Raw genomic sequence first — 20881 nt, 5'->3', positions numbered from 1 at the left:
GTACCGGATCCGCGTGGGGAGTTGGTCATGACAACATGAGGGTGCCGAAGGGCAGGCCCAGGAGGGGGGCCCCGCGGTGGTCCTGGGGCTCGTAGAGGCCCGCCAGGCCGACGTCCGCCAGGCGCCGGGCGCCGGTCCCGTTCCCGGCCCGGGCGGCCTGGGCGGCGTAGGCGCGGGCGGTGAGGTTGGCGGCGAGGAAGGGCTCGTCCTCCGCCATGACCTGCTCCCCGTCGAAGGCCCGGGCCAGGCCCTTGTGCTGCTGGATGCGGCGCCGGAGGCGGAGGTAGGTGCCGGCGTACTCCTCGGGGGCCACGGCCAGACCGGCCTGGGCGCAGCGCTCCAGGGCCACCAGGGCGTGGAGGACCACCTGGATCGGGGCCAGGCGTCCGCGCTCCTCCTGGAAGGGGGCCTCCACGCGGCTGTAGGCCTGGGCGGCGGCGTCCACCCGGGCCCGCACGAAGCGGGCGTGGTGGGCCAGGTGGTAGCCGAAGAGGAGCCGGGTGCCGGCGCCCGCGAGGTCGGCGGGGGCATGGACCATGCCGTCGAAGGCCGCCTCCACCATCTGGGCCACGGCGCGGTCCAGCAGCAGGGGATTGGTGAAGTTCCGGGGCAGCACCTCGTGGAGGAGGGCGATGGTGAGGCGGAGGAACTGGCCGTCGCCGACATCGATGCCCTGCAGCTGGTCGATGAGGCGCCGCTGGACCGCCTCGAAGACCAGGAGGCGCCGCTCGTCCTCCTGCAGGGGCGGGGCGTTCCCGTGGCCCGCGATGAGGAGGTCGGCGGCGTACAGCAGATGCCACCGGGAGCTGACCACGGAGGCGGGGGCCAGGTCGGCCATGCGGGCGAGCAGGCCCTGGAGCCGCTCCCGGTTGCACCAGAGGTAGGGGGCCTGGGGCTGGCCGGGGTAGGCCCGCACGAGGCGCATGAGGAAGGCGTTCTTCACGCGCATGGACCGCACGTCCGTGAAGGGGGTCATGTGCTCGAAGGCGTCGGCCAGGGCCTCGAACTCGGACACCACCCGCGAGGGCCGGTCGCCCCGGGCCTGGCCCTCCAGGATGAAGGCCAGCAGGTTGGCGGGGTCGTCCCGGAACAGGCCGTAGTCGTCGATGCGGTGGCGGTTGGAGCCGGCCACGGCGTGGAAGGCGGCCTCCAGGTCCTCCATGGCCCCGGCCTCGGGCAGGGCCCGCTCGCCGGCCCCCGTGAGGGCGAAGGAGCCCAGGCCCTCGACCTGGGCCCCGGCCGGCGGAGCCTTCTGGAGGGCGTCCAGCTCCCGGTCCACCAGGGCCAGGCGGTCCAGGCAGGAGCGGCTGTCCACCAGGAGCCGGTCCCGGAGCTTCTCCAGGCGGCCCGGCAGGTCGCTGGGGGCCTCCACCCCCGGCACCCGGATGTCGAGGGCCTGGAGGAGCTCGTGGAGGCGCAGCAGGTCGGGATCCCGCTCCGTGGGCGCCAGGGGCTTCCCGGCGGGGAGGAGCCCGCCCAGGCGCGAACGGGGGGCCAGCCGGCGCTCCAGGTGCTCGAGGCAGCCCTTGGCCTCCTGGAAGCGCCGGTGGGTCTCCTGGAGGGCCTCGTAGCGGGCCTGGAGGTCCGCCTGCCGGGGGGCCGTGTCCACCCGGTGCACCAGCCCGGCCTGGCCCAGCTCGGCCAGCAGGGCCTCCTCCCCGGCGGCCAGACGGAGGGTGCCGCCCCCGGCGAGCCTCAGGAGAAGGGTCCGGCCGTGTTCATGCATGGGGGGGAAGGCGATCCTTTCCGGCGCGGGGTCCGCCCGCGATGGAGGTTCATCGGCCGGGGGGGCGCCCGACCCAAGAAAAGGCGCCGGATCGCTCCGGCGCCTTTTCTGGGAGGGGAAACGGCCTCAGCCGTTCCTGCGGACGAACTCGTCCATGAAGCCGACGAGGGTCTCCACGTCCTGCACGCTCACGGCGTTGTAGGTGCTGACGCGGATGCCGCCGATGTCGCGGTAGCCCTTCAGGCCCACCATGCCGGCCTTCTTGGCCTCCTTGACGAAGGTGTCGTCCAGCTCCGGGGTGGGGAGGAAGAAGTCCACGTTCATGAGGCTGCGGTCGGCCTTCTCGGTGACGAAGCCCTTGTAGAAGCCGGCGTGCCGGTCGATGCAGCCGTAGAGCAGCTCGCCCTTCTTCCGGTTGGCGGTCTCGATGGCCTTCAGGCCGCCGATGCTCTTGTTGTAGGCCAGCACGTTCCGCAGGATGTAGATGCCGAAGGTGGGCGGGGTGTTGTAGAGCGAGTTCTTCTCGGCGTGGAGCTTGTAGCGCAGGTAGCTGGGCAGGTCCGAGGCCTCGCACATCTCCAGGAAGTCCTCGCGGATGATGGTGAGGGTGACGCCCGAGGGGCCGAGGTTCTTCTGGGCGCCGGCGTAGATGAGGCCGAACTGGCTGACGTCGAAGGGCCGCCACATGATGTCGGAGCTCATGTCGCAGACGTAGGGCTTGTCGGTCTTCGGGAACTCCTTCCACTGGGTGCCCTCCACCGTGTTGTTCGAGGTGAAGTGCACGAAGGCGCTGTCCTCGCCGATCTTCAGCTCGGAGGCCTTCGGCAGGCGGGCGAACTTCTCGTCCTTGGTGGAGGCGGCCACGCGGACGTGGTCGCCGGCCACGAGCTTGGCCTCCTTGGTGGCCTTCTCCGCCCAGTTGCCCGTGACGATGTAGTCGGCCTTGCGGCCGCCGCGCAGCAGGTTGAGGGGGATCATGCCGAAGCTGAGGTGGGCGCCGCCCTGGAGCAGCAGCACCTTGTAGTTGTCGGGCAGGCCCATCAGCTCCCTGGTGAGGGCGAGGGCCTCCTCGTGCACCGCGTCGTACTCCTTGGAGCGGTGGCTGACCTCCATGACGGACATGCCCGTGCCGGCGAAGTCCAGCAGCTCCTGCTGGGCGCGCTCCAGGGCGGGCAGGGGCAGCCCCGCGGGGCCGGCGTAGAAGTTGATCACGCGATGGGTCATGGGTGCCTCCGAGGGACCAATGAAAAGAATTACCGCCAAGACGCCAAGACGCCAAGAAACCAAGTTTTATTGTTTTTCCTGGCGCCCTTGGCGTCTTGGCGGTGAATTTTATGCTTTGAAATCCGACAGGATGGCCACCACCTCGTCGCCGATGCGGCCGAGGTTCTCCTTGGAGCTGGCGCCCAGGTGGGGGGCCATGAAGACGTTGGGGGCGGTGAGCAGGGGGCAGTCCGCCGGGGGCGGGTCGCTGGGCCACACGTCGGTGCCGTAGGCCCGCACCTTGCCGCTCTCCAGGGCGGCGGCGAGGTCGGCGTCGTTCACGCACTTGCCCCGGCCGGTGTTGATGAGGATGACGCCATCCTTCATCTTGGCGAGGAAGGCGGCGTTGATCATCCCCTTGGTTTCGTCCGTGAGGGGCGTGTGGAGGCTGATGATGTCGGCCTTGGCCGCCAGCTCATCGAGGCTCACCAGCTTCGCGACGGGGTGCTCCTTGAGGAAGGGATCGAAGGCGATCACCTCCATGCCGAAGGCCTGGGCGCGCTTGGCCACCTCGGTGGCGATGGCGCCGGCGCCGATGAGGCCGAGGGTCTTCCTGAAGAGCTCGGTGCGCTTCAGCTCGTTCTTGAGGAACTTGCCCTCCTTCATGGAGGTATGGGCCTCGATGAGCCGGGCGGGGATGGCCAGCATGAAGGCCATGGTCATCTCCGCGACGGCCACACTGCTGGCCTTGGGGGTGTTGACGGCCTTGATGCCCTTCTCGGCGCACAGCTTCTTGTCCACGTTGTCCATGCCCACGCCGCCGCGGATGACGAGCTTGAGCTTGGGCGCCTGGGCCACGAGGTCGGCGTTCACCTTGGTCTTGGAGCGGACGAGGAGGACCTCGGCCTTCCCGAGGTGGGCCAGGTCACCGCTCACCTCGCCGAAGGGGGCGAGGCGCTCGGGCAGCTTGGCGTCGAAGGCGTCGGCGATGAGGATGTGCATGGGATCTCCAGAAGATGAACCACGAAGGCCAGAGGGACCACGAAGAACAGAATCGACGATGATGGGTGCCGGAAGTGCTTTCTTCGTGGTCTTTCCGTCTTCGTGGTGAATGGTTCGCTAGCCTTCGTACATGCGCACCAGCAGCCCGGAACGCAGCTTGGGCTCGAACCAGGTGGACTTGGGGGGCATCACCTCGCCGGCGTCGGCGACGCTCATGAGCTGGTCGAGGGAGGTGGGGAAGAGCGAGAAGGCCACGGCGTAGCCCTCCTTCACGCGGCGCTCCAGCTCGTCCATGCCGCGGATGCCGCCCACGAAGTCGATGCGCTTGTCGGTGCGGGGGTCCTGGATGCCGAGCACGGGGGCCAGCAGGTTCTCCTGGAGGATGCTCACGTCCAGGCCGCGGACGGGGTCGGCGGCGGGGTAGGTGCCGGGCTTGGCCTTCAGCTCGTACCAGGAGCCCTTGAGGTACATCCCGAAGGTGGCGGGCGCCTTGGGGCTGCGGTCGTCGGTGAGGGCCACCTCGAACTTCTCCTTCACCTTGCCCATGAAGGCGTCCGGGGTGAGGCCGTTGAGGTCCTTCACCACGCGGTTGTAGTCCATGATCTTGAGCTGGTCGTGGGGGAAGACCACGGCCATGAAGCTCTCGAAGGGCTCGTCCCCGGTGGGGTTGGGCGTGGCCGCACGGCGCGCCTGGCCGTAGCGGATGGCGGCGGCGGTGCGGTGGTGGCCGTCGGCGATGTAGAGGGCCGGCACGCCGTTGAAGAGGTGCACCAGCTCGTAGATCACCGTCTCGCCGGAGACGACCCACACCGTGTGGCCGATGCCGTCGGGGGTGACGACGTCGTAGGCCGGGGGCAGCTTGCGGATGTCGTTGACGATGTGGTCGATGTAGGGGACGGCGCGGTAGGCGAGGAAGACGGGCTCGGCGTTGGCGGCCTGCGCGGTGACGTGGCGGGTGCGGTCGTCCTCCTTGTCCTTGCGGGTGAACTCGTGGCGCTTGATGAGGCCGTTCTCGTACTCCTCCACGGAGCAGAGGCCCACCAGGCCGGCCTGCACGTGGTCGCCCATGCGCTGCTGGTAGACGTAGAAGCAGGGGGCCTCGTCCTGGAAGAGGGTGCCCTCCTGGATCAGCTTCCGCAGGTTCTCCACGCCCTTGGCGTAGACGGCGTCGTCGTGGATGTCCACGGTGTCCGGCAGGTCGATCTCGGGGCGGCCCACGTGGAGGAAGGAGTGGGGGTTGCCCTTGGCCAGCGCCCGGGCCTCCTCGGTGTTCACCACGTCGTAGGGCACCGCGGCGACCTGGGCGGCCAGCTCGGGCCGGGGGCGGTGGGCTCGGAAGGGCTTCAGCATGGACATGGACACCTGCCTATGGGAGGGGGACCCGGGAAAGGGGACACAGGCGCCATTATTCCAAAGGGAAGCCCCTTTTCATGCCCCTGGTCTGCGATTTTGACGAAAGTCCCAGATCGCCTGACGGAGCGTCAAGGGCCTTCGGCCCCCGGCTTGCGGTGGTCCGTGATCATGGCGGCGTTCATGAGCATCTCGGTGAGGGGCAGGTCGATGGTGGGTTCCACCCGGCAGGTGTCCACGAATTCGATGTCCGGACGGTCCCAGGTGAGGATCTCGTAGGCCGCCGGCAGGCCCTCCTGGTCCCGGTAGGCGGCGTGGACCACCTCGCCCCGCTTGAGGTAGAGCAGGCCCATGCCGGCCTCGGACTTCACGGTGAGGGTGCAGGACTTGTTCTCCCAGTTGAGGAGCTGCAGGAGGCTGTTCAGGCCGATGCCCCGCACCATGCCCGAGGGCTCGAAGAGGGCCGCGGCCTTGATCTCCTCCATGAGGAGCGTGAGGCGGGGCGGCTTGGTGAGGATGCGGACGGCGCCGAGCTGGAGGGGGGAGTTCAGGTGCTGGCTCTCCCCGAGGCCCGTCATCACGATGATGGGGATCTGCGGGTAGAGGCGGCTCACCCGGGCGATGAGGTTGAAGCCGTCCATGACGGGCATGTTGAGGTCCGTCACCAGCACGTTCACCGGCTCGGAACGGAGGATCTCCATGGCCTGGGCGCCGTCGGAGGCCATGAGGACCCGGAAGTTCGGCAGCCCCTTCAGGCCCTGCCGGTAGAGGCTCTGGGTGGCGCGGTCGTCCTCCACCACCAGGAGGGTCTTGGCGGGGGCATCCGTGTGGGCGAGGGGGCGGGGACGGGGCGGCAGGGACATGGCGGATCCAGGTCAAGGATACCCGACAGGCGTGGTATCCCGGCTTGGCCGGGAGACCGCGTGGGGGTGCACGAGGGGGGACATCGCGAACCAAAGGTGAGCAGGCGGTCCCCCCTCGTCCATGTCAGCGCTCGGATCCTTTGGGGATCTTGTGCTCGGGAACGGGCTCCTTCGCCAGGATGGCCCGGGCCTCGGCGAGGTCCGCCGGATGGGCGCCCTCCCAGGCGGCCACCCAGGGGGGCAGCTCCGCGTCCTCGTAGTCCCGCACCTTCCGGTGGGCGGCCACCAGGGACTGCACCATGGCCTCGTGGATGTCCTCGGCCCGGGGCGGGATGTGGCCCTCCCAGATGGGCTCGTGGAAGTACCGCTCCAGGACGGCCTGGGCGGGCTTGCCCCACACGGCGTAGGTGCGGTCCCGGGGGCCCCCAATGGGCTTGCGGTTCAGGTTCTCGCCGTAGAGGTAGTAGAAGACCGCCTCGCCGTCGCTCCAGTTGCGGAGGACGCCGAAGGCCCCCTTCAGCAGCAGGGTCTGCAGGGGCAGGTCCACGGGCTTGTCCGAGCGGAAGTCCCAGGGCCCCACGTGGGCGTGGGCCACGGAGGGGTAGCCCACCTCGGTGATCATCACGGGCCGGTTGAAGCGGGCCGTGAGGGTGCGGGCCTTGTAGACGATCCACCACCAGGCGTCCCGGATCTGGTCGGGCGAGGGGTACTCGTCGTACTTGGCGATGGGATCGTAGGTGTTCATGCCGATGACGTCGAGGCAGTCGCCGAAGGTGAAGCTGTCGTGGCTGTCGAAGTTCACGCTGTAGACCAGCTTCCCCTTGAACACCTTCCGCACCGCGGCGGCCAGGGCGCGCCAGCGGTCGGGGAAGCGGTGGGTGGAGGCCATCTCCGTGCCCAGGGAGTACCACTCCACGCCGCCCTGCTGGGCCAGGGTGGCCAGGTGCACGTTGAAGGCCGTGTAGTTCCGCCACCAGGCGTCCCAGTCGTCGGGCGCGATGTTGCCGCGCCACCAGGTCGCGTTCTCGGCCTCGTCCCGGAGGTTGATGGTGGGGAAGAACATCATCCGGAGGCCGCGGACCCGGGCCTCCTCGAAGGTGTGCAGCAGGGCGGCGTCCGTGGGGCTGGAGGTGGGGTGCCGCCGGATCTCGTCGCTGTGGTAGGTGTCCATGCGGTAGATGGCCTGCAGGCTCACGCAGGTGGCGCCCGTGGCGGCGATGCGGTCCAGCTCCTCGTGGTAGTCGTAGTCCGGCTCCCCGGCGTAGAGGCCCAGCACCATGCCCCGGGGCTGGGGCACCAGGGCGCGGCGCTGCATCCGGTGGACCAGCCAGAGGGTGAGGGGCAGGCCGAGGAGGGCGATCAGGGCGAGGAGGCGACGGGGCATGCGGCAGGGCTCCAGGATCCAGCCTAACCGCCCGCTGCCCACTGCCTACATCCCACTGCCTACATCCGTTCGACCTTTACCTGGCTGATGCGGGTCCCCTCCATGCGCAGCACGGTGAGGCGGGCGCCCTCGACGGCCACGGACTCCTGGGGGCGGGGGACGCGGCCCAGGCGGGCCATCACGAGGCCGGCCAGGGTGTCGAAGCCGTCCCGCTCCCAGGGCAGGTCCAGGCGCTGGGCCACGTCCTCCACGTGGGCCTGGCCGGAGACCAGGTACACCCCCGGGGCCTGCTCCACGAGGTCCACGGGGGCCTCGTGCTCGTCCTGGATCTCGCCGAAGACCTCCTCCAGCAGGTCCTCCACGGTGACCAGGCCGGAGACGCCGCCGAACTCGTCCACCACGACGGCCAGCTGGGTGCGGGCCCGCTGCATCTCCCGCAGCAGGTCCATGACCGGCTTGCTCTCGGGCACGAAGAGGGGCGTCTTGAGGAGGCTGGCCAGGGGCGGCTGGGCCTGGTCCGGCAGCTGCATGAGGTCCTTCAGGAGCAGCACGCCGCGGACGTGGTCGATGCCGCCCTCGTACACCGGCAGCCGGGAGTGGCGGGTCTCCGTGAAGGTGCGCCAGGCGTCCGGGATGGTGGCCTCCAGGGGCAGGGCCACGATGCGGGTGCGGGGCGTCATCACCTCGCGCACCACCGTGTCGCCGAAGGTCACCACGTTGCGGATGAGCTCGCGGTCCTCGGCCTCCAGGATGCCCTCGGCCTCGCCCTCCTCCAGCAGGGCGGTGACGGCCTCTTCGGTGGGGTCCTCCTCGGCGGCGCCCTCCCGCTCCTCGGCCTGGCGCCGTTCCACGATGCGGGCCAGGGGCGCCACCAGGGGCTCCATGAGCGGCCGGAGGGGCGCGTAGAAGGGGAAGAGGCGGGTCAGCCAGAAGGGCGGATCGCCCGAGGTGAGGAGGGCGGGGGCGGCCAGGTCCAGGGCCCAGAGGGCCAGGGGCACCAGGGGACCGAGCACCCAGCCGCCGCCGGGGAGGGCGGTGCGGAAGGGCCACAGGAGGGCCAGGAAGGCCAGGAGCAGGAGCTGGACCGCGAACTCCAGGCCCATGCCGAGGCTGCGGGGGCGCTCCAGGAGGGCCGCGAGGCCCGGGTGGGCGATGGCGCCCTCCTCCAGCAGCCGCCGCCGCTGGAGCGAGGGCAGGGCGTGGAAGGCGGCGAGCAGGGCCACCAGGGTGAGGCGGTAGGCCAGGAGGAGCCCGGCCGCGACGAGGAGCCAGTGGGAAGGGGTGCTACTGCTGGGGTCGATCATGGTCGGATCCCCATCCTACCTCGAGTCGCGCCTACTTCGGTTCCCGGCGCGCCAGGATGAGGGTCTCGGCCTGGGCCCGGGCCTCCGGGGAGAGCTTCACCCCGCGGCGGGCCGCCTCGCGGAAGTATTCCTCGGGGTCCCGGCAGAGGCCGTCCGGCGTGGGCGGCAGGCCCTTCCGGACCCGGGCGGCGTTCAGGAAGGCGTAGGGCTCGCGGGCCAGCTCCGGGCTCCGCAGGAAGTGGCGGACGGTCCACCAGCCTCCGACCACGAACCAGATGCCCAGCACCGCCAAGCCCTTCCGCTGGAGGCCGCGCATGCGCTCCGGCGTCAGGCGGACGCCCTGCCACCAGACCCCCACGGCCAGGGTGAGGGTGATGAGGGCGGCCGTCACCGACAGGGTGCCCGCCCAGCCCAGGCTGTTCCACCCGTGGCCCGTGAGGGCCACCACCGGCGGCGTCAGCAGCACCCCGAAGATCAGGTTCAGGTGGAGCATGTAGAGGAGCAGGGACTCGCGGCTGGCGGCCTCCACGGGGTTCGGCCCCCGCCAGCGGGGGCGGAGGAGGTCCACGGCGCCCATGGCCGCGCCGCCCAGGAGGATCCAGCCCAGGCGGTCCACGACGCTCGGCAGGGTGGTGTTGGAGAGGGCCGTCAGCTCGGCGTAGGTGAAGGCGCCGGAGCGGCTGTGCAGCAGCCACACCCCGTTCTCCTCAATCCAGGTGCCGCCCCACAGCCAGGGGTGCTGGGTGGCGCGACCCCAGGCCAGGCAGGCTGCCCCGAGGATGGCGAGCAGGACCAGGAACCGGGCCTCGGACCAGCGGGCCTTCCCCTCGGTGGATTCCACCCGGAGCCACCGGTAGAGGCCGCCGAAGAAGGCGCCGAAGGCCGGGAAGGCCAGCCAGGGGAAGAGGGGGAAGAGGGCCTGCACACCGCGGTCCACGTTGCCGTTGAAGAGGCCGCGGACCGGCAGCCAGAGGCCGTCGGCCACGCCCCGGGCCCAGAGGGAGGGGGACACGATCGGGATGTAGAGGGCCAGGGCCAGGGCCAGGAACGTGAAGAGCCGGGGGTTGCGCACCAGCCGGGCCAGGGCGTGGAGGATGAGCAGCGAGTAGACGATGCACTGGAGGACGTCGATCTTGAAGAGCTCCCGGGCCTTCTGGGCGGTGTTCAGCACGGTCCAGTCCGCGGCGGTGAGGCCCGGGGCGTGCAGGGCGTAGGCGCAGAGGAGGATGAAGCCCAGGCGCCGGGCCGTGTCGGGCCAGAAGGGGCGCAGGGTGCCGTCGGTCCGGAAGGTGGAGAGCACCAGGCTGAACCCCGCCGCCATGGTGAAGCTGGGGGCCACCAGGCCGTTCAGGTAGTTGAGCCACCCCGGGCGCAGGCCCTGCAGGAGCCAGGCGTTCACCACGTGGACCTCGATCATGACGATCACGGCCCAGCCCCGGAGCTGGTCGATCCAGTCGCAACGGCGGGAGGGGGTACGGTCGTCCCAGGGGGCGGCGGTCATGGGGATCCTCGGATGATTCCCCTCAAGCCTGCCCGAAGGGTTGGAATTTCTCTACATCGTGATCGGAGGCCAAGGGGCTGGTATGGTGTTCCGATCGCCAATTCCCGTATTGCCTGTCCTGGAGGCTTTCCCCATGGGTGGACTGTTCGTCAAGAAGGACCTGGGCCGGCTCATCGCCGACGCCAACGACCCCAACGCCGGCGAGGGCGGGCACGGCGGCGGCCAGCTCAAGCGCACCCTGGGCGCCTTCAACCTCACCACGCTGGGCATCGGCGCCATCATCGGTGCCGGCATCTTCTCCCTCACCGGCACGGCGGCCGCCTATTACGCAGGCCCCGGCATCGTCTACAGCTTCGTCATCGGCGGCATCCTCTGCGCCCTCGCCGGCGTCTGCTACGCCGAGATGGCGGCCATGGTGCCCGTGGCGGGCTCCGCCTACGCCTACTCGTACGCCACCATGGGCGAGTTCATCGCCTGGATCATCGGCTGGGACCTCATCCTCGAGTACGCCTTCGGCGCCGTGACCGTCTCCGTGTCCTGGTCGGGCTACTTCATGTCCATGCTGTCCAAGACGCTGGGCATCCACCTGTCCGACACCTTCCTGCGCTTCACCGAAGGGCCCTGGGGCAACCTCGTGACGCTCTCCACCGGCCAGCAGGTGCACGGCTACTGGAACCTGCCCGCCACCTTCGTGGCCCTCGTGGTGGCCGCGGTGCTCTACCGGGGCATGCGGGAGAGCGCCCTGGTGAACAACCTCATCGTGGTCACCAAGGTCACGATCGTGCTGCTCTTCATCATCCTGGGCTGGGCCGTCATCACCAAGGCCAACTGGATCGGCGATCCCAGCGCCCACGGGCTGATGAGCCTGATCCCGCCCCCGGGGCCCAGCATGCGCAACGGGGTGAGCTTCTTCAGCTACGGCAAGGCCGGCGTGCTGACGGGCGCGGGGGTCGTCTTCTTCGCCTACATCGGCTTCGACGCCGTCTCCACCACCGCCCAGGAATGCAAGAACCCCACCCGGGACCTGCCCATCGGCATCCTGGGCTCCCTGGTGATCTGCACGATCCTCTACATCCTCATGGCCCTCGTGCTGACCGGCGTGGTGCCCTACAAGCAGCTCGGCGTCGCGGATCCCATCGCCGTCGGCATCGACCGGATCGTGGAGCTGCGCCACTGGACGCCGGCCGCCGCGAAGACCTTCACCCTGCTGGTGAAGCTGGGCGCCCTGGCGGGGCTGACCTCCGTGATCCTCGTGATGATGATGGGCCAGACCCGCGTCTTCTACGCCATGAGCAAGGACGGGCTGCTCCCCTGGTTCGGCAGGGCCCACAAGACCTACGGCACGCCGCATCTCGCCACGGTCGTCACGGGCATCTTCGTCATGGCCTGCGGGGGCCTCATGCCCATGAGCCTCGTGGGCGAGCTGGTGTCCATCGGCACCCTGCTGGCCTTCGTGCTGGTGTGCCTGGGGGTGCCGATCCTGCGCATGAACAACCCCGGCGTGGCCCGTCCCTTCAAGGTGCCCGGCGGCACCCCGGGCGCCTGGATCATCGGCCTCACCGGGGCCGGCGCCTGCCTCTGGGTGATGTCCGGCCTGCCCCGGGACACCTGGCTGCGGCTCATCGTCTGGCTCATCATCGGCTTCTGCATCTATTTCGGCTACAGCCGGAGCCACAGCCGCCTGCGCGCCGAGCGCACCTCGGCCTGACCGGCATGACCGCCCTGCGGACACGCCCCGGCCGGCTGGCCGGGGCGTTCCTGCTCTGCCGCGGCTGCCTGGGGCCCCTGGACGACGGGGCCGAGGCGGGGCTCTGCGGGCGCTGCTGGTCCGGCCTGCGGCCCCTGGCCGAGGCGCGCTGCCCCCGCTGCGCCCTGGTCCACGGCGAGGAGGCCTGCCCTGAGGCCACCGCCTGGAGCCTGGGGGACGCGCTCTGGGACTACCACGGCGGCCGTCCGGCGCTGGGGGCGCTCCTGCTGCCCGCCATCAAGGCCGGGGAGGCTGGCTGGCGGCGGGCCCTGCTGGCGCGCGCCGCGGCCGCCCCGCTGCCCGCCTGGGCCGCGGAGGCGGACCTGGTCACGGCCGCCCCCACGGCCTTCCACCGGCGCCTCGTCCGCGGCTTCGACCTGGCGGAGGAGACGGGCCGGCTGCTGGCCGGCCGGCTGGGGCGGCCCTTCCGTGCCCTCCTGGCCAAGGCCTGGCACAGCGGCGCCCAGGCCGCCCGCACCGAAAGCCAGCGGCGTCGCCTGCCCCGGAAGGCCGTCACGCTGCGCGGAGCGCCGCTGGGCGGAGGGACGGTGCTCCTGGTGGACGACGTGTGGACCACCGGCACCACCCTCCTGCGCTGCGCCCAGGCCCTGCGCGACGGCGGCGCCGACGAGGTGCGCGTCCTGACCCTGTTCCGGGCACTGTGAGCCGCTACCGGACCGCCACGGACCCGCGGGCGGCGCGGGCGTAGGAGGCGGGCCAGGGGACCTCGGCCTTCAGGGCCTGGGCGGCGCGCAGGGGCCAGCGCGGATCGCGGAGCAGCTCGCGGCCCAGCAGCACCAGGTCGGCGGAGCCCTGGGCCAGGATGGCCTCGGCCTGCTCCGGGTCGGTGATGAGGCCCACGGCGCCCGTGGCGAGGCCGGCCTCGGCCCGGATGCGCGCGGCGAAGGGCACCTGGTAGCCGGGCCCCAGGGGGATGTCGGCCCGGGGCACCAGGCCGCCGGAGGAGCAGTCCACCAGGTCCACGCCGAGGTCGCTGAGGGCCTTGGCCAGGGCCACCGACTGGTCCAGGTTCCAGCCGCCCTCCACCCAGTCCGTGGCGGAGAGGCGCACGAAGAGCGGCAGCCGCCCGGGCCACACGTCCCGGACCGCCGCCACCACCTCGCGCAGCAGGCGGGTGCGGCCTTCGAAGCCGCCGCCGTAGCCGTCCTCGCGGTGGTTGGACAGGGGCGAGAGGAACTGATGCAGCAGGTAGCCGTGGGCCGCGTGGACCTCCACCACCTGGAAGCCCGCGGCCAGGGCCCGGTGGGCGGCGTCCACGAAGGCCTGGATCACGCCCGCGATCCCCGCCTCGTCCAGGGCCGTGGGTGCGGTCCAGCCTGCGTCGAAGGGCAGGGCGCTCGGCGCCACGGGCACCCACCCGCCCATGCCGGCGGGCAGGCTGCCGCTGCCCTTCCAGGGCGCGGGGTTCGAGGCCTTGCGACCCGCGTGGGCCAGCTGGATCCCCGGCACCGCGCCCTGGGAGGCGATGAAGCGGACGCTGCGGCCCAGGGCCTCGGCCTGGGCGTCGTTCCACAGGCCCAGGTCGTCCGGGCTGATGCGCCCCTCGGGCACCACCGCCGTGGCCTCGGTGAGCACCAGGCCCGCGCCGCCCTGGGCCAGCCCGCCCAGGTGCACGAGGTGCCAGTCCTGGGCGACGCCGTTCACGGCCTGGTACTGGCACATGGGCGAGACGGCAATGCGGTTGGGCAGCGTGAGGCCGCGGAGGGCGAGGGGCTGGAAGAGGCGGGACATGGGTGGACTCCGGGGGCTCTGCCCCATTCAGGGATAGGGTAGGGCGATCCTGGGCCGACCCCGTCACGGATCTTCAACGGGCGGGTGGCCGGAACGAAGACGGCCCAGCGCATCCACTGGGCCGTCCACGAATCCAGCACGCCTTACCTTTCCTGACCCGGGGCGCGCAGCGTTCCGGGCCGTGCCGCCTACAGCCCCAGCACCTTCCGGACCTCAGCCTCCAGCTGCCCCTCGCGGATCTCGGCGAGGTCGTAGCGGACGCGGGTCATGGGCTTGGTGACCTTGAGGACGCGGGTGAGGTCGATGGGCGTGGCGCTGAGCACCACGTCGCAGGGCGTCGCCTCGATGGTGGCCTCGAGGTCCTTCACCTGGGCCTCGCCGTAGCCCATGGCCGGGAGGATGCCCCGGGCGTTGGGGTACTTGCGGTAGGTGGCGGCGATGGAGGCCACGGCGTAGGGGGTGGGGTCCACGATCTCGTGGGCGCCCATGGCCTTGGCGGCCACCACGCCGGCGCCGTAGGTCATGGAGCCGTGGGTGAGGGTGGGGCCGTCCTCGATGACGAGGGCCCGGCGGCCCTTCACCTTGTCGGGATCCGCGCAGCTCACGGGGCTGTTGGCGCGGATGACGCGGGCCGAGGGGTTCACCTTCGCCGCGTTCTCCTCGATGGCCTTGATGTCCGCCTCCTTGGCGCTGTCGCACTTGTTGATGAGGATGACGCCGGCCCGGCGGAAGTTGGCCTCGCCGGGGTGGTAGCCCAGCTCGTGGCCCGGGCGCAGGGGATCGGCGATGCAGATGTGGAGGTCGCTCCGGTAGAAGGGGAGGTCGTTGTTGCCGCCGTCCCAGAGGATGACGTCGGCCTCCTGCTCGGCACTGCGGATGATCTGCTCGTAGTCCACGCCCGCGTACACCACGAAGCCGTTGTCGATGTGGGGCTCGTACTCCTCGCGCTCCTCGATGGTGCATTCGTGCGTGTCCAGGTCGGCGTAGGTCGCGAAGCGCTGGCAGGCCTGCTTCGCCAGGTCGCCGTAGGGCATGGGATGGCGGATGGCCACCACCTTCTTGCCGAGCTTCTTGAGGATATTGCTGATGTAGCGCGTGGTCTGGCTCTTGCCCGCGCCGGTGCGCACGGCGGTGATGCCGATGACGGGCTTCTTGGACTGGATCATGGTCTTATCCGCGCCCAGCAGCTCGAAGTCGCAGCCCAGGGCGATGCACAGGCTGGCCAGGTGCATGACGGTGGCGTGGGGCACGTCCGAATAGGAGAACACCGCCACGTCGGGCTTCTCGCGCTGGATGAGGGCCACCAGCTCGGACTCGTCCACGATGGGGATGCCCGCGGGGTAGAGCTTCCCGGCCAGCACGGCCGGGTAGCGGCGGCCCGCGATATCGGGGATCTGGGTGGCGGTGAAGGCCACCACCTGGAAGGCGGGGTTGTCCCGGTACACGGTGTTGAAGTTGTGGAAGTCGCGCCCGGCGGCTCCCAGGATGACGACGCGGCGTGCGGACATGACACGAGCCTTTCGGTCCAGCGAAGCGCCGACACGCTCGGATGGGTGGCAGTCCTGGCGGCCCCGCGACGAGGGGAGGATAGTCCTGTTCCAGCGGGGTGCCGGGATGGGTTGTGGCTTGGATCACAGACCCGGGATGGGTCTATGCTTTTCCCATGCCCAGTCCAGCCTCCCTCGCGGCCTTCCTCCGGCGTCGGCGACCCCTGATCCTGGGGCTGGCGGGCCTCTACGCGCTGTGGATCCTGGCGGGCTTCCTGCTGGTGCCCCGTCTGGTGCGGCCGCGCCTCGAGCGGGCCCTGGCCGGGGCCACCCACCGGAAGGCCACCCTGGCGGCGGTGCGGTTCAACCCCTTCAACCTCGCCATGACCTTCGAGGGGCTGCGCATCCCGAACCGCAACGGCGGCGAGTGGATCAGCCTGCGGCGGCTCTACGTGAACGCGCGGTTCTGGCCCCTGCTCACCCGCACGGCCGCCTTCTCGGTGGTGGAGGTGGACGGCCTGGAGGTGCGGACGGTCCTCGACACCCAGGGACACCTGAACTTCCAGGATCTGCTGGACGAGCCCGCCCCGAAGCCGGAGCCCGGGGCGAAACCCACGGCCTGGATCGTGGCCATCCGGACCTTCCAGCTGCGCGGGGCCCGCCTGGCCTTCGAGGACCACAGCATGGCCGCGCCCTTCCGCACGGCCTTCGGCCCCGTGAACCTCCGGGTGGACGGCATCCGCACCCAGGTGGGCCACCAGAGCGCCTACGCCCTGGATGCCTGGACCGAGGCCCGGGAGCACCTGGTCTGGAAGGGCGAGATCGGCTTCGCTCCCCTCATGTCCACGGGCCACCTGGCCGTGGAGAACCTCCAGCTGCCGAAGTACCGCCCCTACGAGCAGGAGCAGGTGGCCACGGAGATCCGCAGCGGCACCGCCACCTTCGGCGCCGCGTACCGCTTCGAGTGGGCGCCGGGCCGCCACCGGCTCGAGCTGTCGGACCTGGGGCTGGCCCTCCGGAACGTCGCCGTGGCCGAGTCCGGCGTGGCCCGGCCCGCGGTGGAGATCCCCGCCCTCGACCTCAAGGACGGCCGGGCCGACCTGCTGGCGCCCTCGGTGGAGATCGGCGCCATCACCGCCCAGGGCGGCACCCTGCGCCTGCGGCGGGGGAAGGACGGCGTCTTCAACCTCTCGCGCATGATCACGCCCAGGCCGAAGCCCACATCGCCGGACGAGAAGCCCCTCGCCCTGAAGGTGCGGACCCTCGACTTCACGGGCTTCACCGTGGGCTGGGACGACCAGCTGCCGGCGCGGTCCGTGGCGGCCGAGGCGAAGGACGTCGCCCTGCACCTGGGGGCCCTGAGCCTGGATCCGGCGGCCGTTTCCACCCTGTCCCTGGCGCTGCGCCTGGGGAACGGCAGCCTGAAGGCCGATGGGAAGGTCCTGCTCCTGAAGCCCGCGGGGGACCTGGCCCTGAAGGTGGACGCCCTGGACCTGGCTCCCTGGGATCCCTACCTCGACGGCACCCTGGACGCCCGGGTGGACCGCGGCACCTTCGGCTTCGACGGGCAGGTGGCCTTCGGCCTCCCCGGCCCGGGGCAGGGAGGCACCTCGGTGAAGGGCAACGTGGTGGTGCGCGACTTCCAGATGCATGACACGGCCTTCAACGAGCCCTTCATCCGCTGGGCGCGGCTGCAGGTGGCGGACCTCGACCTGCGGACCTGGCCCCTGGCCTGTTCCGTGAAGCAGGTGCTCTGGACCGATCCCGAGGGCCGCCTGGTGGTGGCCCCCGACGGCACCACCAACGTGGCCCATGCCCTGCGCCAGGGCACGGAGGCCAAGCCCACCGGCGTGGCGGCCTCCGCGGTGCCGGCGACGCCCGCCTCGGCGCCGGACCTCGCCATCGCCAAGCTGGCCATCACCGGGGGCCGCCTCAGCTTCGTGGACCGCTCCGTGCAGCCCAGCGCCGCCCTGCTGCTGAGCGACCTGCAAGGCAGCTACCTGGGCCTCTCCAGCCGGCCCGAGGCCAGCTCGAAGGTGGACTTCACGGGCCGCGCCGGGGGCCTGGCCCCCGTCACCATCCAGGGCCATGCCATGCCCCTGCGCCACGACCTCGACACCGACGTGACCCTGAAGATCCATGGCGCCGACCTCACGGACTTCACCCCCTACACGGGCAAGTACCTGGGCTACACCGTGCAGAAGGGCAAGCTCGAGGTGGACGCCCGCCTGCGCATCCAGCAGCGGAAGCTCGATTCCGAGAATGCCCTGAAGCTCGACCGGTTCTACCTGGGCGAGAAGGTGGCGAGCCCCGAGGCCACCCACCTGCCCGTGAAGCTGGGCCTGGCGCTGCTGCGGGACCGCCACGACATCATCGCCGTGGATCTGCCCATCCAGGGCAGCCTGGACGATCCCGACATCCGGTACGGGAAGCTCGTGTGGCAGGCCATCTTCAACGTGCTGGGGAAGATCGCCACCTCGCCCTTCACCCTCGTCGGCAAGCTCTTCGGCGGCGACGCGGGCGACCTCAGCCAGGTGGCCTTCGCGCCGGCCTCGGACGCCCTGGATGCCGCCGCCACCGCCAAGCTCCAGGCCCTGGCCAAGGCCCTGGCGGAGCGGCCGACTCTCACCCTGGAGGCCCAGGGCGTGGCGGATCCGGCGGCGGACGCCGCCGCCTTCCGCAAGGCGGGGCTGGAGGCCCTGCTGCGCCGCACCCGCGCCGCGGCCCTGAAGCTGCCGGACGCCACGGGCGCCGTGCCCGCCGCCGAGCGGGACCGTTGGGTGAAGGCGGCCTTCGACGCTGCTTTCCCCGCGGTCCCGCCGGCCAAGGGCAGCGAGCCCGCCCCCCCGCCGCCGCCGACCGAGATGGAGAACCGGCTCCTGGACACCGTGAAGGTGGATCCGGTGGCCCTCGACGCCCTGGCCGACGCCCGCGCCAAGCGGGTGATCGCCTGGCTCCTGGACACCGGCAAGGCCGACCCCGCCCGCGTCTTCCAGGTGCGGGAGGGCGCCCCCGCCGCCGGACCGGCCGTGGTGTTCACGCTGAAGTGAAGGTTCCCTCCCGGCGCCAAGGATCTCCACGAAGGACACGAAGGGGAAAGGCAAGGGCACGAAGGGGAGGCCGTCGCGCGCCCCTGTCAGGTGGCTCCATCAAGGCGGGGAGGGTGGAGGAACTTCGTGTTCTTTTATTAGCCTTCGTGCCCTTCGTGGAGCGCCTTTCGAACGGACGGGCCCGCGCTCAGCGGAAACCCTGCACCCGCGCGATGCCCAGCTTCTTCATGCGGCTCTGGAGGGTGGTGGGCTTGAGGCCCAGGCGCTGGGCGGCCCCGCCGGGGCCATAGACCTTGCCGCGACTGGCCTCCAGGGCCTGGAGGATGGCGCGGCGCTCCACGGCCCGCAGGCTGCCCTCGGGTGGGGCCGGGACGCCGGCGGCCGGCTCCTCGCCGGCGGGGCGCGCGTCCGCCAGGACATCCTCCAGGTCCAGGTCGCCCTGGGGCGCGAGGATCGTGGCCCGCTCCAGCACGTTGATCAGCTCGCGCACGTTGCCGGTCCAGGGGTGGGCCTGGAGGCGCGCGGCGCCGCGCTCCGAGAGGCGCCAGGGGCCCATGCCCGTGCGGCGGGCCCGGCGGTAGAGGAAGTCCTCCGCCAGAAGGCGCAGGTCCTCCCGGCGGTCGCGCAGGGCCGGCAGGTGCAGGGGGAACACGTTCAGGCGGTAGTAGAGGTCGGCGCGAAAGCGGCCCTCGGCCACGGCCTGCTCCAGGTTCACGTTGGTGGCGGCGAGGATGCGCACGTCCACCACGACGCTGCGGTCCGAGCCCACGGGCTCGAAGGCGCCCTCCTGGAGCACCCGCAGGAGCTTGGCCTGGGCCGCCAGGGGCAGGTCGCCCACCTCGTCCAGCAGCAGGGTGCCGCCGTGGGCCATCTGGAACCGCCCCGGCCGGGGCTGCACGGCGCCCGAGAAGGCACCCTTCGTGTGCCCGAAGAGCTCGCTCTCCACCAGGTTCTCCGGTAGGGCGGCGCAGTTCACCTTGAGGAAGGGCTTGTCGGCGCGGCGGCTCCACTCGTGGATGGCCCGGGCCAGCACCTCCTTGCCCGTGCCTGTCTCGCCGCTGAGCAGCACCGCGGAATCCGTGGGGGCCACCTGCCGCGCCAGGCGCACCGTGCGCTGCATGGCGGGGCTGTGGGTGCGCTCGATGAGGCTGCCGGCGTCCTCGGCGCCCACCACCTCCGTGCGCAGGAGCCGGTTCTCCGCCTCCAGCTGGTCCCGCTGGTGCTCCAGGTGGGTCCGCTGCTCCGAGGCCATCCAGGCCAGGGCGATGAGCTGGCCGTAGAGGGTGGCCAGGATCACCGTGAGCGCGTCGAAGGGGCCGCAGCTGGCCCGGTCGAAGGTGAGGGCCCCGAGGGGCCGGCCGCCGCCCTGGAGGGGCACCACCATGCAGCTGTGGCCGTGGGGCAGGTCCAGCACCCCGTCGTAGGGATCGCCGTCCCCCTCCCGGTGGTCGGCCTCGAGCATCACCCGCGTCAGGCCGCTGTCCAGGGCCTCGCGCACGCTGGGGAAGCTGGCCAGGGCGATGCTGTGGGCCTTCACCCGCTCGTCCGCCAGGGGCCCCCGGGCGCAGACCACCCGCAGCCGCCCCCGGTCCAGCCGCAGCACCGCCGCCAGGTCGTAGGGCACCACCCCCGCCAGGGCATCGAGGGCCGTGGGCAGGAACTCGGGGCCCTGGGGCAGGCGCCCCGCCACATGGGCCAGGGTCTTCAGGGCCGAGACGAGATCCGGGGAGGCGTTTTCCATGGTGACACCGATATATCGTGATCCGTGGAGGCTGTCCAGGACGAGAAAAGCCGTGGGTTTCAGGCGACGGAGAGGGGGACAGACCGGTCCGGGCGGGGTGGAGGAGGGCGGATGTCACCGAAATGAGGGTGGATTCGTTGAATTCGATCGAATTTCAACGAAATATCGGTTGAATGGGGGCTTGTGTATTTCTGTAAAATTTGAAATGAAACAAATAAATCATTTGGCACGCCCCCTGCTGTCCTGAGGTTCCCATCCCTCGGAGGATCCCCCTCCGCATCCCACAGGAGCGCCCATGCCCAACCTCAAGGGGACCAAGACCCACCAGAACCTGAAGGACGCCTTCGCGGGCGAGAGCCAGGCCAACCGCCGCTACCTCTACTTCGCCAAGGTGGCGGACATCGAGGGCTACCCCGAGGTGGCCGGCAACTTCAAGGAGACCGCGGACGGCGAGACGGGCCATGCCCATGGCCACCTCGACTACCTGAAGGCCGTCGGCGACCCCGCCACGGACCTGCCCATCGGCGACACGGCCCTGAACCTGAAGGCCGCCATCGCGGGCGAGACCCACGAGTACACGGACATGTACCCGGGCATGGCCAAGGCCGCGCGGCAGGAGGGCTTCCCCGAGATCGCCGACTGGTTCGAGACCCTGGCCAAGGCCGAGAAGAGCCACGCCGGCCGCTTCCAGAAGATGCTCGACAGCATCAGCTAGAAACGAAACCGCGAATGGCGCGAAGGGTTCCATTCGCGAGCCTTCGCGTCATTCGC

General features: G+C 70.9%; 15 protein-coding genes. 4 read left to right on the top strand and 11 right to left on the bottom strand.

All coding sequences use genetic code 11. The features are described from left to right. Positions 1–25: 25 nt before the first annotated feature. From QSJ33_RS10510 to QSJ33_RS10475, 8 genes are all read right to left on the bottom strand, one after another. A complete protein-coding gene (locus QSJ33_RS10510; RefSeq protein WP_285725762.1) occupies positions 26–1726 on the bottom strand; it encodes a hypothetical protein in 1701 nt (566 codons plus the stop codon). Between the two features lie 126 nt (positions 1727–1852). Next, the gene (gene serC, locus QSJ33_RS10505; RefSeq protein WP_285725757.1) at positions 1853–2950 is read right to left on the bottom strand and encodes a 3-phosphoserine/phosphohydroxythreonine transaminase; all 1098 of its coding nucleotides are present in this window, start codon (positions 2948–2950) and stop codon (positions 1853–1855) included. 108 nt (positions 2951–3058) lie between these two features. Further along, positions 3059–3931: an NAD(P)-dependent oxidoreductase gene (locus QSJ33_RS10500; protein ID WP_285725748.1), complete on the bottom strand. Its 873-nt coding sequence runs from the start codon at positions 3929–3931 to the stop codon at positions 3059–3061. A 117-nt stretch (positions 3932–4048) separates the two neighbouring features. Then, positions 4049–5287, bottom strand: a complete 1239-nt coding sequence (locus QSJ33_RS10495) for a DUF1015 domain-containing protein (RefSeq protein WP_285725740.1) — start codon at positions 5285–5287, stop codon at positions 4049–4051. 125 nt (positions 5288–5412) lie between these two features. Next, positions 5413–6144: a response regulator gene (locus tag QSJ33_RS10490; RefSeq protein ID WP_285725733.1), complete on the bottom strand. Its 732-nt coding sequence runs from the start codon at positions 6142–6144 to the stop codon at positions 5413–5415. Between the two features lie 124 nt (positions 6145–6268). After that, positions 6269–7528 carry a glycoside hydrolase family 113 gene (locus tag QSJ33_RS10485; RefSeq protein WP_285725726.1) on the bottom strand — a complete coding sequence of 420 codons (1260 nt, stop codon included), beginning with the start codon at positions 7526–7528 and terminating at the stop codon, positions 6269–6271. 59 nt (positions 7529–7587) lie between these two features. Beyond that, positions 7588–8832, bottom strand: a complete 1245-nt coding sequence (locus QSJ33_RS10480; RefSeq protein WP_285725717.1) for a hemolysin family protein — start codon at positions 8830–8832, stop codon at positions 7588–7590. Between the two features lie 31 nt (positions 8833–8863). Continuing rightward, on the bottom strand, positions 8864–10333 hold the full coding sequence (locus QSJ33_RS10475) for a heparan-alpha-glucosaminide N-acetyltransferase domain-containing protein (protein ID WP_285725709.1): 1470 nt from the start codon (positions 10331–10333) through the stop codon (positions 8864–8866). Between the two features lie 133 nt (positions 10334–10466). Here QSJ33_RS10475 and QSJ33_RS10470 point away from each other — a divergent pair, with 133 nt between their 5' ends. Beyond that, the gene (locus QSJ33_RS10470; RefSeq protein ID WP_285725700.1) at positions 10467–12041 is read left to right on the top strand and encodes an APC family permease; all 1575 of its coding nucleotides are present in this window, start codon (positions 10467–10469) and stop codon (positions 12039–12041) included. Positions 12042–12046: 5 nt separating this feature from the next. Then, positions 12047–12745: a ComF family protein gene (locus QSJ33_RS10465; protein WP_285725692.1), complete on the top strand. Its 699-nt coding sequence runs from the start codon at positions 12047–12049 to the stop codon at positions 12743–12745. Between the two features lie 4 nt (positions 12746–12749). On the opposite strand, the gene QSJ33_RS10460 is transcribed toward QSJ33_RS10465, so the two are convergent. Both QSJ33_RS10460 and QSJ33_RS10455 read right to left on the bottom strand, forming a co-directional pair. Beyond that, positions 12750–13832, bottom strand: coding sequence for an NADH:flavin oxidoreductase/NADH oxidase (locus tag QSJ33_RS10460; protein WP_285725681.1), 1083 nt, complete (start codon positions 13830–13832; stop codon positions 12750–12752). Positions 13833–14020: 188 nt separating this feature from the next. Further along, positions 14021–15340 (bottom strand): cyclic 2,3-diphosphoglycerate synthase, encoded by a 1320-nt coding sequence (locus tag QSJ33_RS10455; protein ID WP_285725672.1) that lies wholly within the window; start codon positions 15338–15340, stop codon positions 14021–14023. A 155-nt stretch (positions 15341–15495) separates the two neighbouring features. Here QSJ33_RS10455 and QSJ33_RS10450 point away from each other — a divergent pair, with 155 nt between their 5' ends. After that, on the top strand, positions 15496–18369 hold the full coding sequence (locus tag QSJ33_RS10450; protein WP_285725663.1) for a DUF748 domain-containing protein: 2874 nt from the start codon (positions 15496–15498) through the stop codon (positions 18367–18369). 187 nt (positions 18370–18556) lie between these two features. Here QSJ33_RS10450 and QSJ33_RS10445 read toward each other — a convergent pair whose 3' ends face one another. After that, positions 18557–20110: a sigma 54-interacting transcriptional regulator gene (locus tag QSJ33_RS10445; protein ID WP_285725655.1), complete on the bottom strand. Its 1554-nt coding sequence runs from the start codon at positions 20108–20110 to the stop codon at positions 18557–18559. 295 nt (positions 20111–20405) lie between these two features. Between QSJ33_RS10445 and QSJ33_RS10440 the strand changes: the two genes are divergently transcribed. Continuing rightward, entirely contained in the window at positions 20406–20825 is a 420-nt protein-coding gene (locus QSJ33_RS10440) for a rubrerythrin family protein (RefSeq protein ID WP_285725637.1), read from the top strand. The last annotated feature ends 56 nt before the right edge of the window (positions 20826–20881 follow it).

Source organism: Geothrix rubra (assembly GCF_030268065.1).
Taxonomy (GTDB): Bacteria; Acidobacteriota; Holophagae; order Holophagales; family Holophagaceae; genus Geothrix; species Geothrix rubra.
This window is presented reverse-complemented; position numbering and strand designations above follow the sequence as displayed.

Coding starts and splice junctions, on each gene's coding strand:
- QSJ33_RS10445 (WP_285725655.1), bottom strand. CDS start 20,110: ATGGAAAACGCCTCCCCGGATCTCGTCTCGGCCCTGAAGACCCTGGCC.
- QSJ33_RS10485 (WP_285725726.1), bottom strand. CDS start 7,528: ATGCCCCGTCGCCTCCTCGCCCTGATCGCCCTCCTCGGCCTGCCCCTC.
- QSJ33_RS10495 (WP_285725740.1), bottom strand. CDS start 5,287: ATGTCCATGCTGAAGCCCTTCCGAGCCCACCGCCCCCGGCCCGAGCTG.
- QSJ33_RS10500 (WP_285725748.1), bottom strand. CDS start 3,931: ATGCACATCCTCATCGCCGACGCCTTCGACGCCAAGCTGCCCGAGCGC.
- QSJ33_RS10455 (WP_285725672.1), bottom strand. CDS start 15,340: ATGTCCGCACGCCGCGTCGTCATCCTGGGAGCCGCCGGGCGCGACTTC.
- QSJ33_RS10460 (WP_285725681.1), bottom strand. CDS start 13,832: ATGTCCCGCCTCTTCCAGCCCCTCGCCCTCCGCGGCCTCACGCTGCCC.
- QSJ33_RS10465 (WP_285725692.1), top strand. CDS start 12,047: ATGACCGCCCTGCGGACACGCCCCGGCCGGCTGGCCGGGGCGTTCCTG.
- QSJ33_RS10475 (WP_285725709.1), bottom strand. CDS start 10,333: ATGACCGCCGCCCCCTGGGACGACCGTACCCCCTCCCGCCGTTGCGAC.
- QSJ33_RS10510 (WP_285725762.1), bottom strand. CDS start 1,726: ATGCATGAACACGGCCGGACCCTTCTCCTGAGGCTCGCCGGGGGCGGC.
- QSJ33_RS10490 (WP_285725733.1), bottom strand. CDS start 6,144: ATGTCCCTGCCGCCCCGTCCCCGCCCCCTCGCCCACACGGATGCCCCC.
- QSJ33_RS10480 (WP_285725717.1), bottom strand. CDS start 8,832: ATGATCGACCCCAGCAGTAGCACCCCTTCCCACTGGCTCCTCGTCGCG.
- QSJ33_RS10470 (WP_285725700.1), top strand. CDS start 10,467: ATGGGTGGACTGTTCGTCAAGAAGGACCTGGGCCGGCTCATCGCCGAC.
- QSJ33_RS10440 (WP_285725637.1), top strand. CDS start 20,406: ATGCCCAACCTCAAGGGGACCAAGACCCACCAGAACCTGAAGGACGCC.
- serC (WP_285725757.1), bottom strand. CDS start 2,950: ATGACCCATCGCGTGATCAACTTCTACGCCGGCCCCGCGGGGCTGCCC.
- QSJ33_RS10450 (WP_285725663.1), top strand. CDS start 15,496: ATGCCCAGTCCAGCCTCCCTCGCGGCCTTCCTCCGGCGTCGGCGACCC.